This window comes from Endozoicomonas gorgoniicola, assembly GCF_025562715.2.
Classification (GTDB): Bacteria; Pseudomonadota; Gammaproteobacteria; order Pseudomonadales; family Endozoicomonadaceae; genus Endozoicomonas_A; species Endozoicomonas_A gorgoniicola.
Genome location: NZ_JAPFCC010000001.1, coordinates 5,857,171 through 5,872,364 on the forward strand (window position 1 = coordinate 5,857,171; position 15,194 = coordinate 5,872,364).

Below are 15,194 nucleotides of genomic sequence, written 5' to 3' on the forward strand. Positions count from 1 at the left end.
GGATCGAATATTTTTGACCGTCCGGTTACTAAAAATAGTTATTCCAATTCTACCGGCAGCGCTCAGTGTAGTGATTATACTCTAGCTATCACCAACAACACCTGCGTTACTGCTTCAACGAAAATGAAAACCGTTTTACCTATCACAGATGGGGCCATTAGAGAAACCCTGCAGATCGCCAGGAGTCATGGCCCAACACCCTATGTCAGAGAAAGAGCACACGCTGTACTGCTCAGCTCTCGTGGCTTTTCTATGGCTCAAATTGCCGATATCTTTGAGGTTCAGTACCAGACGGTATCACGCTGGCTTGATGACTGGGAGGATTATGGTATTCGAGGGCTATACAAAACACACGACGGAGGGAAGAAACCTATTTACAATTCTGAAGAAGAACTGCGCATTAAAGAACTGGTGGCTAAGGAACCCCGCCGTATATCATATGTCCAATCCAAAATCGAAGAGGAAACAGGCAAATCCGCATCAAAGACGACAATAGGTAGAATAATAAAAAAGCTGGGGATGGTTTACAAAAGACTCCGTAAATCATGCAAGCATAAAAGAGATGAGGAGCAGTTTCAGCGTAGTAAGGCAGCATTGAAAGATGCTCAAGAAGCTGAAGATAAAGGTTTAATTAATTTGTTCTATTTTGACGAGTCAGGGTTTAGTCAGGAGCCTTGCGTACCTTATGGCTGGCAGGAGAAAGGCAAACAGCTCCGTATACCTTCAGTAAAAAGTAAAAGAATCAATGTTCTGGGGTTTATGAACCGTTCCTGTGAACTGTTTTATTACCCTGTAATTGGATCAGTTGATAGCAAGACAGTCATTGATATTTTCGACTATTTTGCCTATCAGATGACAGCTCCAGAGTACGGAGGAGATGATCGTTACACTGTGGTCATTATTGATAATGCCAGCATTCACACCAGTAAAGCGTTCCGAGCAAGAATTGATGACTGGATTCTTGAGAAAAAAATGATTGTTTTATTTCTCCCCACATACTCTCCCGAGCTCAACCTGATTGAGATTCTATGGGATAAGGCTAAATATGAATGGATCGATATATTATCAATTGTGAATTTCAGAGGCTTTGAGAAAGAGGTAAAGCGAGTTTTTGATGGGGTCGGTCAGGAATATATGATTTCGTATGCATGACTACTTACCTACCCCAACTCCGTCACCCGCAGTTAGTACAGCTTCACAATCGGCACCTATAGAGTTAATTCTTTCCACAGTTTGAGAGCGAACAAAAAAAGGATACTGCCCGTCTTCAACGGCATTGACTGTATCTTTTGTGCCAGTTTGCACAGAACACAGATACTTTAATTTTTTGGCATCCCAGTTAGAAGGAATCTTTCCCAGCCATTCAACCCCAGAGTCTTTATACTCCGGATAAGCCACATATCTACCTGCACTCAAGGCAGTTTCCACACCCATCACAACGCCCCTCCCAAACCCTTCTCAATCTCTTCAATACTGGGCAGTTGTACAATGGTATATTCCAACCATCCAAGCCCCCGCTGGAGGTCTTCGGGCAATAGGTTTACCCCCTGTGTATTTGACTCTAACCCCTGTGTATTTGGTTCCAACCCCTGTGTATTTGACCCAGGCTCAAGGCTTTCTGCTTCTGAAATACTCAATTGGGCAACAAGCTGTTGCCCAAATTGCGAAACAGCTTGTTTCGCAAACTCAATCCTGAACAGTGTTTCCACGATCATCCACGAGCAGACAAATTGCGCAACAGCCTGTTGCGTAAATTGAAGAGCACTTTTCCCCATCACAGCTCCCCTCCCAAACCTTTCTCAATCTCTTCAATACTGGGCAGTTGCGATTGCAAATCTTCCGGCAGTGATTGCGTCAGCTGGTATTCCGAAACCCCAATCGGTTTTTGAATGTCGCTTAAGGCATATTCCGCCACAACCTTGTCTTTGCTCTTGCACAGCAGAATGCCGACGGTGGGCGCATCCCCTTCTTTACGCAGTTGTTCGTCCACCGCTTTGATATAGAAATTCAGCTTGCCTGCGTGTTCCGGCTCGAACTCAACGGCTTTAAGCTCAATCACCACATAGCAATGAAGCCGGGTATGGTAAAAAAGAAGGTCAACGAAGAAATCCCTTTGCCCTACCTGCAAATGTACTTGTTTACCCATGTAAGCAAAGCCTGCACCTAACTCCAGCAAAAACTGAGTGATATGCTCAATCAAGCCTTGTTCAAGCTCCCGCTCGTTATAATTTTGGGTCAGGGTAAGAAAGTCAAAGACATAAGGGTCTTTCAGAGTTTGTTGTGCAAGGTCAGACTGAACGGCTGGCAATGTTGCATCGAAATTACTGACGGCCTTACCTTCCCGCCGCCAGAGGCCGCTTTCGATCTGGTGTGTGAGAATGCTTCGGCTCCAGCCATATTCGATGGTGTTTCTTACGTAATACAGAGCTTCTGGTAAGCTTTGGCACTTACTGATGATTTGAAGGTTATGCCCCCAGGGAATCTGCATTAATTGGGCAACAGCCTGTTGCCCAATTGCTGGCTCCCCGGTGTAATACAGAAACCACTGCCGGATATATTTGAGGTTTCGTTCAGAAAACCCTTTAATTTCAGGAAATTCCGCCATCAAGTCCTTACTAAGCTGCTTCAGGAAACCATCGCCCCAGTTGGCTTCTGCCTGCCGACGAACAATGTCTTCCCCCAGTTCCCAGTAAAAAGCCAGCAATGTGGAATTGACCTGAATCGCTGCTTTGAGCTGAGTTTTCAGAACCTTTTGCTTAATGTCTTTCAGCCAGCTTTTGTATTCATTGTTCAGATTCAGATTAATGCTTTTCTTTGATTTGCTCACGAATGAACCTCCTGCAACAGGCTCATAATCCTGGCACTTACCGCATCCAAGTCAGCATCAATGGCTTCCAGCGCACGGGGCGGCTGGTACACATAGAAATGACGGTTAAAGGGAATCTCGTAACCCACCACGCCAATCTGTTCGTCCTGCGCATCGCACTTGTCGGCATTGATCCAGGCATCGGGCACATGGGGAGCCACTTCCCGGTTGAAGTAGGTTTCTATCAGTTCGGAGTTGCTGACGGACGGATCGAGGGGAATGTTCTCGTTATCCCGCAGGTCGCCGTCGGGCTGGAATTCGACCACTTTGCCTTTGTAGCTGAAAGCGCCGTATAAAGGTTGCTCCTCCTCTTTCAGTACCTTTTTAACCACGGGTTCGGCTTCAGGGTTCTTCCATGTGACGGCATCCAGAAACTGCTTTTTCTCTTTGGCATCGAATTTGATCCCGGTGGATTTAAGCGCCGCTTTCAGTTGGGTGTCGAAATGGTTGTAGTCGTTGAACTGCTCAGTGCCTATCGTTTCCAGCAGCTTTTCTGCTTTATCCGTCAGTTCACTCTGGAATAGCCAAATTTTGTCGTTCAATACCTCTTTGATCTGTTTTTCTTTAAGCTCTTTGAAGTCGGCTTTTATTTTGTTGCGAATGGCGGTCTCGTTTTCTGCCAGTTCGGTGTGAATCTCGAAACCAAACTCGTCGATCATCCAGCTCATTATGGCTTTATAAGGTCTGGGAGCAACAAGTAAGCCTGCTACAGCTTCATAGGTGATCTGAGCCGACAGGCGCAGTGGGCGTTCAACGGTAATGCGACGGTAGCCGAATTCGTGAGTATCGAAGATTTTACTGAAAATTGCTCCTGCATTTTCAGTACTTCCGCCATCCATGGTGGTCGCAAATGTTCCGAAACTTCGAGTGATCTTCTTCCGGTCTTCTTCGCTCATAATATTACGCTTGGAACCAAGCGACTTACGCATCTTGCCAAACAGGTTCGCCCCGTTAATCAACTGCACTTTGCCTTTGCGCTCGTCCGGCTTCTTATTGGTCAGTACCCAGATATAGGTGGCGATGCCGGTGTTGTAGAACATATCGGTAGGCAGGGCGACAATGGCTTCGAGCAGGTCGGCCTCAAGAATGTAACGGCGGATTTCGCTTTCACCACTGCCTGCACCGCCGGTAAACAGCGGCGAACCGTTGAGGATAATACCGATGCGGCTGGGGTTGCTGTTATCTGCGCTCTTTTCAAAAGAAGGCGTTCTGAACTTGCTGATCAGGTGCATCAAAAATAGCAGAGAACCGTCGGATACCCTTGGCAGGCCGGGGCCAAAACGACCATCGAAGCCTTTGTGGGTGTGTTCGTCTTTGATGTGGCTTTCGATCTTTTTCCAGTCCACACCGAACGGTGGATTGGAGAGCATGTAGTCAAACTGGTCGCTGGCGAGTTGATCCTGTGACAGGGTGTTACCCAGCTTGATACGGCTGACATCCTGCCCTTTGATCATCATATCGGCTTTGCAGATGGCGTAGGATTCCGGGTTCAGCTCCTGACCAAAAGCACGCATGACGGCATCGGGGTTGTGGGTGTAAACGTATTCCATACCGGACGACAGAAAGCCACCTGTTCCGGCAGTGGGGTCATAAATGGTGCGAATCACGCCTTCTTTGGTCAGCGCATCGTCGTCTTCCATAAACACCAGGGAAGTGGTGAGTTCGACAATATCCCTTGGGGTAAAGTGTTCACCGGCTGTTTCGTTGGAAGATTCCGCAAAACGACGGATCAGTTCTTCAAATACCAGACCCATGTCGTGATTCGAAATGGCCTTTGGACTGAGGTCAATGGTGGCGAACTTCCGCACCACTTTATACAGCAGGTTGGCTTCGTTGAGGGTGCCGACAAATTCATCAAACTTGAAATGCTCAAAGATTTCACGGGCATCACGGGAGAAGGACTGGATGTAAGTTTCCAGGTTGTCTTTGATGCCTTGCTGCCCCAGCTTTTGCAGGTTCATGGGGGAAGTGTTGAAAAACACCATGCCTTCCGGTTTGTCGGTGGTTCTAGTGGCCCGCAGCAGCATTTTCTCTTTGCCGTCTTCCGGCAGACTCATGGCCTTGAGTTTTTCATACTGCGCCAGCACGGCGTCTTTGCTGGGTTCCAATACACATTCCAGACGACGCAGCAGTGTAAAGGGCAGAATGATACGTCCGTACTGGGACTGTTTGAAATCACCCCGCAAGAGGTCGGCAACGGACCAGATGAAGGCGGCGAGGTTGGTTTGGGTGTTTGGCATGGGTTACTTCGATCCAGCAAATGGGAAGCACCGGGACTGATCATCCAGAAGGCGTTCCTTTTATGATGCCGTCTATGCAGTGTATTGCCCGGTGGCTCAGATAATCATTTGCCGGGAAGTGTACCGTTTCTTACAGGCGGGCTGTAGCGTTATTTAGGTGAACAAAGAGAAGTCAGTGATGGAAATCCATGCCGTCGAGCGGTCGTAGCTAATGAGTCTGTTTGATAACCACAATTATGAACACTATAATTACCATAATTAATATATATGGAAACTATAGTGTCCAAAGATAAGAAAAGAAAGGCTCTTATTTTTCCAAAAAACAAAGAAGTTCTCAGCATTTTTGGTGAAAATATCAAGCTAGCCAGAAAACGCAGGAAATACACTCAGACTCAAATTTCAGAGCGAACAGGCCTCAGCCGTGTCACGATTCGAAAAATAGAAAGGGGAGACCCTACCGTTTCAATTGGACACTATGTGATGGTTCTGACCGTCTTGAATCTAGTCAGCGATCTGGCCAACGTAGCGAGAGATGACGAATTGGGTCAAAAACTGAGAGACATTGAACTACTGGGCGGTAAAGGATGAGCCGGGAAGTTTATGTGTACGCAGACTGGGCTGGCCTTGCCGGGCCAACACTGGTGGGTTGCCTGCGAGCCACTGCCACAAGAAGAACGGAACACTTCAGCTTTGTGTACGATGAAAGCTGGCTGGCATCGCCCAGTGTGCAACAGATTGATCCAGAGCTGGAGCTGTTCACGGGAGAGCAGCATTGCCTTGACGGAAAGAACTTTCGAAGCTTTCTGGATTCATGTCCTGATCGCTGGGGGCGTCTGCTGATGAAGCGCAGGGAAGCGGCTTTGGCTCGCAAAGAAGACCGGCGACCCAAACCATTGACGGAAGTGGATTACCTTCTGGGGGTTCATGATTTTTACAGGCAGGGAGCTATCCGTTTTAAAGAATGCTTGAACGGACCATTTCTTGATAACCATGACAGGCAGGCGGCTCCTCCATTCTCCTCCCTGCGAGAGCTGGAATACGCAGTACAACAGGTTGAGAGTAGCGACGTTACAGACAATGCGCTGGACTTTGACCTCGCAATGGACGTTGCAGAGTATTTTCAGTTAACGCCATCAGGTGCCAGGGTGATCCTGAGCGATGTCACATCAGCCGTCAGAACCTGGCGAGAGGAAGCGCAGTCTGTCGGACTTTCAAGAATGGAACAGGAAAAAATGTCCGGTGCGTTTTTTCTTTCAGCAAAATTACCATGAATGGATTAAGGCTTTAAGGTTTCGAACAAAGAGAATTCAGTTTCAGTGCTGGGAGAGTGACAGAACAAGCAAAACTGATAAATAAGAGGAAAGGAAAACACACTAAGTCATTGAAAAATATGGCGCACCTGAGTGGATTCGAACCACCGACCAATGCCTTCGGAGGGCACTACTCTATCCAGCTGAGCTACAGGTGCGTATAAGCTGCTATGGGCTGAGAATTCAACGGGCAGCGGCTGCAATACTACTGACCAGGTTGCTCTTTGTCCATGATTTTTTGAGTTTCAACCCAGTGGTACTAACGTATTTTACAAGGTGATTTTGTCCCTTCTTTACTTTGTACGCACACACCACCCATGACCACGTACAAACCACTGTTTTGAGAAACGCATCTGTTCTATAATCGCAATGCTTAAGAACAATTCAGCTCACAGGTTCACATTCAGGCAGATCCGTTTTCCTGACAGGAAGACAAGATCTCAGACAATAAAAAACATCGTGTTCCTGATGTTGTCATAATGAGGATAAGCGAGTGGCTTGGGTTACACACATGCGATTGTTGACGATTTTATTGGGGTGGCTTTTCCCGATGATGGCACTGGCCAAAGCGGTGCCGCTGGACGATGTTTCCCGTCAGGAAATTGTTGAACGAATAGCTCCGGTAGGAACTGTCTGCAAACAGGGAGAAGACTGTGCAGCTAACTTAGGTGCTGTAGCAAGCGCTTCCAGTGAGCCTCGTAGTGGTGAAGCCGTGTATAACCAGTTCTGTACGGCCTGCCATACGTCAGGGTTACTGGGGGCTCCAAAGAAAGGCGATACGGCTGAATGGACAAAGCGGGTCAGTGCGACGGGCGGCTACAGCAAGCTGCTTCAGCAGGCTTACGCCGGTATTCGCAGCATGCCTGCCAAGGGTACCTGTATGAATTGCTCTGAAGAAGAGTTTGGTAACGCCATGCAATACATGGGAGTCAAACAAGAGTAAACCGTTCACTTGGTTAGTGGTCGTTGCAACACCACTAACCGGGACCATTACCCAAGTGGGCTGACAAAACCTTCCGGCTTAATCGCCAGAATTGAGCAATAGACATTGTTAATGATATTTTCTGCGGTGTTCCCCATAAGAATGCCCTGGCTATGACGCCCCAGGGTTCCCATGACGATAACATCAACATTCACTTCATTAGCCAGCCTCTGAATCTCCTGGGCAGGATGCCCTTTCAGTAAATAGCAATGGATATCAGGGCGACTCTTATCAATATCTGCATCGCTCAGTGCTTCATCCAGCTTTTTCTGGTAACGAAGGTGCGTTATTTCCTGTAGCTCATACAACTCTTCCTCACCAAGATGCTGCAAAGCATGATGCTCAACAGGAAGCCCCCAGACACTGACAATATGCAGCTGGGAATGTTCCTGACTGCTTAAGTAGAGCCCGTTGAGTAATAAAGTGCGGTTCAGCTTTACGGCTTCGGGGTCAGCGTCACCCACATCCAGTGCGACCATAATTTGTCCGGTAAAATCAGGCAGCTGCCCCCGGCTGGCCATCATCAGCACTGGCACCGGACACTTTCTTAACAACGCCAGATCATTCCCGGTCAGCTGGTTCCTGGCCAGTGGGCCACAAGGGTCTGCCAGCTTGACCACCAGATCGACACCATAGTTATTGATCAGCCCCCCTATAACCTGTCTGGGTTTGCCCGGGACAATACAGGTTTCAGCCTGCACACCTTCTTCCCACGCCTTGACTTTTAATTCTTCGGAATACTCCTCCAGCTGTTTTCTGCATAAAGCTTCAAGCTTCCCTTCCAGTGGCAGAAACTGCAGTCGTTGCAACACATCCAGACTCTGGTCAAACACCGCAATAATCAGGCGGGCGTTATTGTCCGATACCAGTCTGAAGGTCTGGCTTAACTCCAGTTCGCTGGAGTGCAAACGGGTTAAAGCCAGCAGGATGGTTTTAAACGCATGCATTGGAGACACTCCCACAGTGGGCTACGCAGCAAGTATTACACTGTGAAATTCCGCTGACAAGAATGACTCCGGCACACCCCTCATTTTGCCGATGAGATGAGTAGTACATTTATCAACCTGCCTCGTGCCTCAGACTGAGACACACATCCGTTATTGTCCCCACACAATTATTATTTCCTATCTAAACCTTGCTTATAACCAATGATTATTCGTTCAATGACTTTATTGTCACCATTACAAAGTTCATTAACCGCCCGGAAACTCTATTTCATATCGACTATTTCACACCTACAATGTTTTGCATTGAACACATACAATACTGCCAAGCCTTTGATCAAAAGCTGGAATAATAAATGAATCAGGCCGAACAACCATTAATTGAAAATCGTCACTCTGACAAATTAAACAATCGCCCTGGCAGCGGGTGGCAACCCAGCCTCAGCCGTTTCTCAGGACCAAAATACAAGGCTCTGGCTGATGCTATTGAAGTAGCGATTACAGAAGGCAGACTCAATAACGGCGAACGCTTACCCACTCACCGGGCTCTTGCCGATCAACTGGGCGTGACCATTGGCACCATTACGAGAGGCTACGCTGAAGCTGAGCGAAGACGGCTTGTCGTTGCCAGGGTCGGTAGCGGAACATTTGTACTTGGTAAAACCTGGGAGAACCGCGACTTCAGCATTCCAGTCAGTAAAAAAGCGGAAGACGATGTCATTGATTTAACCCTCAGCCTGACGGTTCCCGCCCGAAAAGAGCAGGTTCTGGCTAAAACCCTGTTAACACTCGCACAAAACGGGTCATCTCTGTCTGAGCTTCTGGATTACCATCCCGAAACCGGGCTGCCCAGACATCGACAGGCCATTGTTCGCTGGCTTCGATATCATGGTATGGAAGCGGATGCTGAAAACATTCTGATCACCTCTGGCGGGCAACACGCAACCGTTATGACGTTGCAGGGTCTTCTTCATCATAACGATACGGTTGCATCCGATGAACTGACCTACCCCGGCTTTATTAATGCCACCCGCCAGTTGCAGTTAAAACACCTTGGCTTGCCCATGGATGACGACGGGCTTATCCCGTCAGGGCTGGAAGCCTGTTGCCAGCAACACCGCCCTCGCCTGTTATACCTGATGCCCAGCCTGCAAAACCCGACGGCGTCTGTCATGCCCCTGAAACGGCGGCAAGAAATAATTGCCATTTCTAAACGCTACAACCTGCTTATTATTGAAGACGACGTTCAGTTTATCTCCCCCGAAAACCGCCTTCCTTCACTCTACAGCCTGGCTCCCGAACAGGTGATTTATGTCTCAAGTTTTGCCAAACATCTTGCTGGCGGCTTACGGGTCGGCTTTATTGTCAGCCCTGTGGACTTACACCACAAAATAGCCATGGCATTGCGGAGCAACTGCTGGATTACCCCACCCCTTATGGCAGAAGTTGCCAGAGAGTGGATAGATTCCGGAGAGGCCTGGCAACTGATCGCCTGGCAGCGGGAAGAAATCAGCCAGCGCCGACAATTACTGCAAGAAATACTGTCCGATTTCGACGTTGTGTCACAGCCCCACAGTTTTCACGGCTGGCTTAAGTTGCCAGCGCCCTGGCGAGCTGAAACTTTTGTACGACACATGGATGATAAAGGAGTAAAACTGTTACCGTCGGAGCTGTTTGCCGTGGGCAGTACGGCGGCACCTCAGGCTGTCCGGTTATGTATCAGCACACCGGACTCCCGTGAAAAATTACGCACAGCTCTGGAAAGGATTAAAGATGCACTGAGTTATGAGTCAATCGATATCATTCGTCCAATGGTTTTTTAATGTTCAACAAACGACACTCGACTAATGTTATTCTGTTTCTGGCGGGCTGGATCATTTGTTTGACAACCAGTAGTAAGGACAACAGCAGCACTATAGCGCTTGTAACAACGATCACCATTCTGCTCATCCATTTAAAATTTATTGGCAACTGGATGAAAGAGAAAGAGGTTCTGTTAATAACTGTGTTGCTGGGCTCCACTGTTGACAGTTTTGCAGGCAATCTGAACATTCTTGAGTTTTCCACCACCAATCGCCTGTTACCACTATGGATGGCATGTGTCTGGATACTGGCAGGAACAACCATTCGACACTGCATGACATTTTGTCGTAAAAACCACTGGTATGCCCCATTGACGGGTTTTCTTTTCAGCCTCGTCCACTATTTTTCAGTCAGCCAGATAAGCAATGTCGCATTATCGGCCCCGATCTGGCTGTCTGTTCTGATAATGGCGATTATCTGGTCAATCACGGTTCCGGTATTGCTGATATTTTCAGCAGTGTGGCTGGAGCGTTATAAAAGAAAAAATATGTAGTTGAAATCTCATATGGGTTTGAGATAAAAAGTCACAATCGAAGAGCCAATAAATAAAAAATATAGCTCTCGACTTAAAGGAAAAACAAATAACAAACAGGGGTGAAGTGCATCATGAGCACGACTGCCAATGCTTCAGATATCAGTACTTTACTTAAACATAAGGCAGTAGACGTTAAAGCGTGGTTCGAGTCCGGAACCGGTGAAATGAACGATTTATTCGTTCGCAAACGTCCAGTCCATGCTCAAATCACAAAGTTTATTGCAGCAGAGAAAGAAAGGGAGCCAGACCGGGTTCACTTTGACCTCACGGTGCAATACGGCGAGAAGCGGTGGATTGTCAGGCTGGAAATGGCATTTTACAGTCTGCGCTGGGTTTCTGGAGACTCAATCAATATGCCGGGACTGCTGTTTAACGCACTGGCTCCAGACGGTATGCCAACACGAATTGCTTATTACAACCTGAAATACACACCCGTTCTGGATGCCATGGACCCACAAACCTGGTGTAAAGGCTGGATTCAGAAAATCCTGAAACACCCGGAGATAAAGCATCTGTTTGCCCATAAAGTAGAAGTGCCTGAAGAAGAACTCGAAGAGTAAGCGCTTCCAGGGAGTTATGCTACGCTGGTTATGTTTTAACCGATGTAATCGACGGGCACAGTGATGAATAGCATAACAACAGACACTGTCAAACTGACGGAATACAGCCACGGTGCAGGTTGTGGCTGTAAAATTTCGCCTGAAATTTTAGACAGCATCCTCAAAACCAGCCTGTCGCTGCCCAGTTTTCCGGGGCTGCTGGTTGGCCACTCCAGTAAGGACGATGCAGCCGTTTTCGATACCGGTAACGGCGACGGAATTATCAGTACCACCGACTTTTTTATGCCTGTTGTCGACGATCCGTTCGATTTTGGACGGGTCGCTGCTACCAATGCGATCAGTGACGTTTATGCCATGGGTGGAAAGCCCCTGATGGCCATTGCGATTCTTGGCTGGCCCATTAATACCCTGCCTGCTGAAATTGCCGGAACGGTGGTCGATGGAGGAAGGCAGACATGTGCTGACGCAGGCATTCCCCTGGCTGGCGGACACAGCATTGATGCACCTGAACCCATTTTTGGCCTGGCAGTTACCGGACACGTTCCGGTTCAACAGCTCAAGCGCAACAATCAGGCGCGACCGGGTAGTTGTCTGTACCTGACTAAACCCCTGGGTATTGGCATTCTGACCACTGCCCAGAAGAAGAAGTTGCTGAATCCTGAACACTCTCATATTGCCCGGGATACCATGTGTACCCTGAACAGGATCGGCGCAGAGTTATCCAGACTGGACGGCATCAGTGCCATGACCGATGTCACCGGTTTTGGTCTGCTGGGGCATCTTCTTGAAATCTGTGAAAGCAGCCATGTAAAAGCCATTCTTGAAACTGACAAGCTGCCAGTCCTCCCCCATGTTGAACACTATCTGGCACAAGGCTGCATTCCCGGTGGTACCCATAGAAATTTCTCAAGCTATGGGCATAAAGCAAGCCCGTTGACAGAAAAGCAGAAGCATATTCTCTGCGATCCTCAAACCAGCGGCGGTTTGCTGGTTGCCGTTGATGAAGGTTCTGAGAAGCCGTTTCATAACATTGCCAGAGCGTCTGGTCTTGAGTTAACCGCTATTGGAAGGCTGGAGGCATACGACAAAGGGCATCAGATTACGGTTAAATAAAAAGCCCGAACTCAAATGAGCCGGGCTAAAAACTATCAGATAGGTCTGTTACCGTACTCGCCAGAGGGCTTCTGGGGTGGATCAGCGGTAACATTCGATGGTACTTCTTCTATCTCGCCACCCTTGGCCAGAAAGGCTTCAATCTGAGAATTGAGGCTCTCTCTGAGCTTTTTGCGAGACTCTACTGTTCTTTGATCCGCTGGTTCGTCGCGACTTCCCAAAAATCCTATGTCGACACCATCAAAACCAGCAGCAGCTTTTTTCGGCGTTCTCCGTGCCATAGCTAGATCCTCTTGGATACTGGTTCAGGAGCATCTGCTCCAAACTGATTGTAAATGTATGTTTCCGATTTTTTATAGTTATAGTCCAGCGTCATTAAAACGCTAGTTCGGTTATACCCTCCGGTGTCTTTCGGTTAAATTAAAGTGAACTTAAGTTTTTATTTAAAATCATCATTACTTATATGTCTGACCTTGTAAAGTTGCAATGTCGATTCTTTGCTCGTCTTTGTCGAATACCTGTCAAGCTTCTCCTTTTTCAGTCGATGGCACTGTGTTATCAGGATTCATGGTTATCCGGGTTTATGAAGCTAAAAGGTAAAGCGGAGCAAAGTTATCTGGCTCTATGTTTTCTGGTCTTTTCAGCACTGGTGCAAGCCGGTGAGCTGAACCCCTATGGCTGTCAGTTCAAGGATATGGAAGCTTTCTACAAAAAAAAACTTGGGATAGAAACAGCACACATTGACTACGAATACGAACGGGTTAAAGACCCAAAGATTCAGGGTTATGCCCAGCAAACCGGCAGGGGAAGGTATCGCATAACGCTGGCTAACTGGCTGGAAGACAGTGAACTGAGGGTCACACTCGCCCATGAGCTGGTACACGTCAGACAATTGGAAAGGGGGCAGATAGACAGGGCGGAGTTTGAAAAGCACTATCTGGATCGAAGCTTCGAAGATGAAGCCTTCCGGCTCAGCCTGCCAATGGCAGCAGAGTTTTTCACTCAGCACAAATGCATTAAAGGCGATTCAAACCTCAAATGGCTGCGCAATAGGGAATCTTGAATGGGCGATTCGTATAAGATTGGGAAATTCTGACTTCAGGCGGTTAGGCCAAGCATCTCTTCGGCATGAGCCAGTGTGGAGTGGGTGATTTCCACCCCGCCCAGCATTCGGGCTATCTCGTTGATACGGTGGTCACCATTAAGGTTGGTGATACGGGTGCTGGAGGAGGATTTGCTGTGCTTCTTGCTGACAAACAGATGTTGATGTCCCTGTGATGCTACCTGTGGCTGGTGGGTAACGCACAATACCTGGCTTTTTTCGCCCAGTTCTCTCAGCATGGAACCAACGATCTCGGCGGTTCCACCACCAATTCCAACATCGACTTCATCGAATACCATGCTGGGAATACGAGAGGTCTGCGCAGTAATAACCTGTATTGCGAGACTGATACGGGAAAGCTCGCCGCCGGACGCCACTTTTGCCAGAGGGCGGGGAGGCTGGCCGGGGTTGGTGGTTACGAGAAACTCAATGTCTTCCTGCCCCAGTGGTGAAAGGGTTTTGGTATCGTGCGGTGTTAGCGAGATGTTGAACAGGCCCCGGGGCATTCCCAGCAGGCTCATGCGTGCAATAACCTGCTTTTCCAGTTTACGGGCTGCTTTCTGGCGACGTTCAGACAGCTTTTCTGCCTTGGCCTGATACTTGTGTTTGAGTTCGTCCAGTTTGCTTTGCAGGGAGTCTGCGTGTTCATCGCTGAACTGTATTTTTTCCAGTTCACTGGCAAGTGACAGTTGTTTGCCCAGCAGTTCATCGGGTTGAACGCGGTGCTTTCTGGCCAGGTCATATATGGCACTGAGTCGCTCATCCACTTCCTGCATACGTTGCGGGTCGGCATCAAAGTGGTCAATAAAATGATTCAGCTCGCCTACGGCTTCTTCTACCTGAATATGGGCAGATGAAAGCATCTCCATGGTGCTGTTGATGGCTGGGTGGTCAACGGAGAGATCGCCGAGTAGATGCATACAGTGAGTGAGTTGCTGAAGCAGGTTGCCTGCATCGCTGTCGGAACAGATATGGTTGATTTGATGGCAGGCTGACAGCGTGGCTTCAGCATGGGTGAGTTGCTGCAGTTCTTTTTCCAGCCCGGAGAGTTCCCCTTCCTGCAACGATAGCTGTTCAAACTCTTCCAGTTGATAGGTCAGTAGCTGGATGCGTTCGTGCTGTTCCTGCTGGCTGCTGAGCAGTTCGTCCAGTTCTGTCTGTAAACGATTGTGCTGGTGGGCAATAAAGGCGACGTCTGTTGCCAGTTTGCGGGTATTGGCATAATCGTCCAGCAGAAGGCGATGACTGTTCTTTTTAAGCAGGGATTGCGATTCATGCTGACCATGAATATCGACCAGTAACTCACCGATGCCGCGCAGGTCCGAGAGAGGAGACAGGGTGCCGTTGATATAAGCTCTGGAACGACCTTCCTTCGTTATGACCCGGCGCAGAATGCATTCATTGTCGCTGAGCAGTTCCTTGTTTTCCAGCCATTTAATGGCATCCGGACAGAGGGTCAGGTCAAAGCAGGCGTGAATTTCAGCCCGGTCAGCGCCTGTACGGACGCATTCCGGGTCGGCGCGGTCGCCGGTGGCCAGTCCCAGGGCGTCGAGCATAATGGATTTACCCGCACCGGTTTCGCCGGTAATAACGGTCATGCCGGATTCAATATCCAGGTCAAGTTGGTCAACGATGGCGAAATTGCTGATAGACAGTTGAGTCAGCATAACGGCTTCCGG

Annotated in this window: 16 protein-coding genes and 1 tRNA gene; 9 read left to right on the top strand and 8 right to left on the bottom strand. The window is 48.4% G+C overall.

Features of this window, described 5'->3' with window-relative positions:
* Positions 1-123: 123 nt before the first annotated feature.
* On the top strand, positions 124-1,152 hold the full coding sequence (locus tag NX722_RS26360) for an IS630 family transposase (protein ID WP_262565802.1): 1,029 nt from the start codon (positions 124-126) through the stop codon (positions 1,150-1,152).
* Here the strand turns inward: NX722_RS26360 and NX722_RS26365 are convergent, their stop codons facing one another.
* The 4 genes from NX722_RS26365 to NX722_RS26380 are packed head-to-tail and all read right to left on the bottom strand — an operon-like array spanning position 1,153 to position 5,106.
* The gene (locus tag NX722_RS26365; RefSeq protein ID WP_262565803.1) at positions 1,153-1,434 is read right to left on the bottom strand and encodes a restriction endonuclease subunit S domain-containing protein; all 282 of its coding nucleotides are present in this window, start codon (positions 1,432-1,434) and stop codon (positions 1,153-1,155) included.
* A complete protein-coding gene (locus tag NX722_RS26370) occupies positions 1,434-1,775 on the bottom strand; it encodes a hypothetical protein (protein WP_262565804.1) in 342 nt (113 codons plus the stop codon). Before NX722_RS26370 ends, NX722_RS26365 begins: the two co-directional genes overlap by 1 nt.
* Complete coding sequence (locus NX722_RS26375) at positions 1,775-2,827, bottom strand: PDDEXK nuclease domain-containing protein (RefSeq protein ID WP_262565805.1); 1,053 nt, start codon at positions 2,825-2,827, stop codon at positions 1,775-1,777. Before NX722_RS26375 ends, NX722_RS26370 begins: the two co-directional genes overlap by 1 nt.
* Positions 2,824-5,106 carry a type I restriction-modification system subunit M gene (locus NX722_RS26380; RefSeq protein WP_262565806.1) on the bottom strand — a complete coding sequence of 761 codons (2,283 nt, stop codon included), beginning with the start codon at positions 5,104-5,106 and terminating at the stop codon, positions 2,824-2,826. The genes NX722_RS26375 and NX722_RS26380 overlap by 4 nt, the downstream gene beginning before the upstream one ends.
* A 279-nt stretch (positions 5,107-5,385) precedes the next feature.
* Between NX722_RS26380 and NX722_RS26385 the strand changes: the two genes are divergently transcribed.
* Both NX722_RS26385 and NX722_RS26390 read left to right on the top strand, forming a co-directional pair.
* Positions 5,386-5,694, top strand: coding sequence for a helix-turn-helix domain-containing protein (locus NX722_RS26385; protein ID WP_262565807.1), 309 nt, complete (start codon positions 5,386-5,388; stop codon positions 5,692-5,694).
* Positions 5,691-6,377, top strand: coding sequence for a hypothetical protein (locus NX722_RS26390; RefSeq protein ID WP_262565808.1), 687 nt, complete (start codon positions 5,691-5,693; stop codon positions 6,375-6,377). The genes NX722_RS26385 and NX722_RS26390 overlap by 4 nt, the downstream gene beginning before the upstream one ends.
* A 120-nt stretch (positions 6,378-6,497) precedes the next feature.
* Here NX722_RS26390 and NX722_RS26395 read toward each other — a convergent pair.
* Positions 6,498-6,574: transfer RNA gene (locus tag NX722_RS26395), tRNA-Arg, on the bottom strand.
* A gap of 335 nt (positions 6,575-6,909) precedes the next feature.
* On the opposite strand from NX722_RS26395, the gene NX722_RS26400 reads away from it, so the two are divergent.
* A complete protein-coding gene (locus NX722_RS26400; protein WP_262565809.1) occupies positions 6,910-7,359 on the top strand; it encodes a c-type cytochrome in 450 nt (149 codons plus the stop codon).
* A gap of 47 nt (positions 7,360-7,406) precedes the next feature.
* Here the strand turns inward: NX722_RS26400 and NX722_RS26405 are convergent, their stop codons facing one another.
* Entirely contained in the window at positions 7,407-8,345 is a 939-nt protein-coding gene (locus tag NX722_RS26405) for a universal stress protein (protein ID WP_262565810.1), read from the bottom strand.
* Between the two features lie 353 nt (positions 8,346-8,698).
* On the opposite strand from NX722_RS26405, the gene NX722_RS26410 reads away from it, so the two are divergent.
* The 4 genes from NX722_RS26410 to selD all read left to right on the top strand — a co-directional run bounded on the left by NX722_RS26410 (position 8,699) and on the right by selD (position 12,413).
* Positions 8,699-10,165, top strand: a complete 1,467-nt coding sequence (locus NX722_RS26410) for an aminotransferase-like domain-containing protein (RefSeq protein ID WP_262565811.1) — start codon at positions 8,699-8,701, stop codon at positions 10,163-10,165.
* Positions 10,165-10,698 (top strand): DUF2878 domain-containing protein, encoded by a 534-nt coding sequence (locus tag NX722_RS26415; RefSeq protein ID WP_262565812.1) that lies wholly within the window; start codon positions 10,165-10,167, stop codon positions 10,696-10,698. The genes NX722_RS26410 and NX722_RS26415 overlap by 1 nt, the downstream gene beginning before the upstream one ends.
* Before the next feature lie 113 nt (positions 10,699-10,811).
* Positions 10,812-11,300: a hypothetical protein gene (locus tag NX722_RS26420; protein ID WP_262565813.1), complete on the top strand. Its 489-nt coding sequence runs from the start codon at positions 10,812-10,814 to the stop codon at positions 11,298-11,300.
* 63 nt (positions 11,301-11,363) lie between these two features.
* Positions 11,364-12,413 carry a selenide, water dikinase SelD gene (gene selD, locus NX722_RS26425; protein ID WP_262565814.1) on the top strand — a complete coding sequence of 350 codons (1,050 nt, stop codon included), beginning with the start codon at positions 11,364-11,366 and terminating at the stop codon, positions 12,411-12,413.
* Positions 12,414-12,448: 35 nt separating this feature from the next.
* Here selD and NX722_RS26430 read toward each other — a convergent pair whose 3' ends face one another.
* On the bottom strand, positions 12,449-12,694 hold the full coding sequence (locus NX722_RS26430; protein ID WP_262565815.1) for a hypothetical protein: 246 nt from the start codon (positions 12,692-12,694) through the stop codon (positions 12,449-12,451).
* A 302-nt stretch (positions 12,695-12,996) separates the two neighbouring features.
* Here NX722_RS26430 and NX722_RS26435 point away from each other — a divergent pair, with 302 nt between their 5' ends.
* Positions 12,997-13,476, top strand: a complete 480-nt coding sequence (locus NX722_RS26435) for a hypothetical protein (protein WP_262565816.1) — start codon at positions 12,997-12,999, stop codon at positions 13,474-13,476.
* A 35-nt stretch (positions 13,477-13,511) separates the two neighbouring features.
* Here the strand turns inward: NX722_RS26435 and recN are convergent, their stop codons facing one another.
* Complete coding sequence (gene recN, locus NX722_RS26440) at positions 13,512-15,182, bottom strand: DNA repair protein RecN (protein ID WP_262565817.1); 1,671 nt, start codon at positions 15,180-15,182, stop codon at positions 13,512-13,514.
* Between the last annotated feature and the right edge of the window lie 12 nt (positions 15,183-15,194).

Bases quoted from the DNA above. Each gene is read 5' to 3' on its own strand.
- NX722_RS26360 (WP_262565802.1), top strand. From the start codon at position 124: ATGAAAACCGTTTTACCTATCACAGATGGGGCCATTAGAGAAACCCTG.
- NX722_RS26365 (WP_262565803.1), bottom strand. From the start codon at position 1,434: ATGGGTGTGGAAACTGCCTTGAGTGCAGGTAGATATGTGGCTTATCCG.
- NX722_RS26370 (WP_262565804.1), bottom strand. From the start codon at position 1,775: ATGGGGAAAAGTGCTCTTCAATTTACGCAACAGGCTGTTGCGCAATTT.
- NX722_RS26380 (WP_262565806.1), bottom strand. From the start codon at position 5,106: ATGCCAAACACCCAAACCAACCTCGCCGCCTTCATCTGGTCCGTTGCC.
- NX722_RS26390 (WP_262565808.1), top strand. From the start codon at position 5,691: ATGAGCCGGGAAGTTTATGTGTACGCAGACTGGGCTGGCCTTGCCGGG.
- NX722_RS26405 (WP_262565810.1), bottom strand. From the start codon at position 8,345: ATGCATGCGTTTAAAACCATCCTGCTGGCTTTAACCCGTTTGCACTCC.
- NX722_RS26410 (WP_262565811.1), top strand. From the start codon at position 8,699: ATGAATCAGGCCGAACAACCATTAATTGAAAATCGTCACTCTGACAAA.
- NX722_RS26415 (WP_262565812.1), top strand. From the start codon at position 10,165: ATGTTCAACAAACGACACTCGACTAATGTTATTCTGTTTCTGGCGGGC.
- NX722_RS26420 (WP_262565813.1), top strand. From the start codon at position 10,812: ATGAGCACGACTGCCAATGCTTCAGATATCAGTACTTTACTTAAACAT.
- selD (WP_262565814.1), top strand. From the start codon at position 11,364: ATGAATAGCATAACAACAGACACTGTCAAACTGACGGAATACAGCCAC.
- NX722_RS26430 (WP_262565815.1), bottom strand. From the start codon at position 12,694: ATGGCACGGAGAACGCCGAAAAAAGCTGCTGCTGGTTTTGATGGTGTC.
- NX722_RS26435 (WP_262565816.1), top strand. From the start codon at position 12,997: ATGAAGCTAAAAGGTAAAGCGGAGCAAAGTTATCTGGCTCTATGTTTT.
- recN (WP_262565817.1), bottom strand. From the start codon at position 15,182: ATGCTGACTCAACTGTCTATCAGCAATTTCGCCATCGTTGACCAACTT.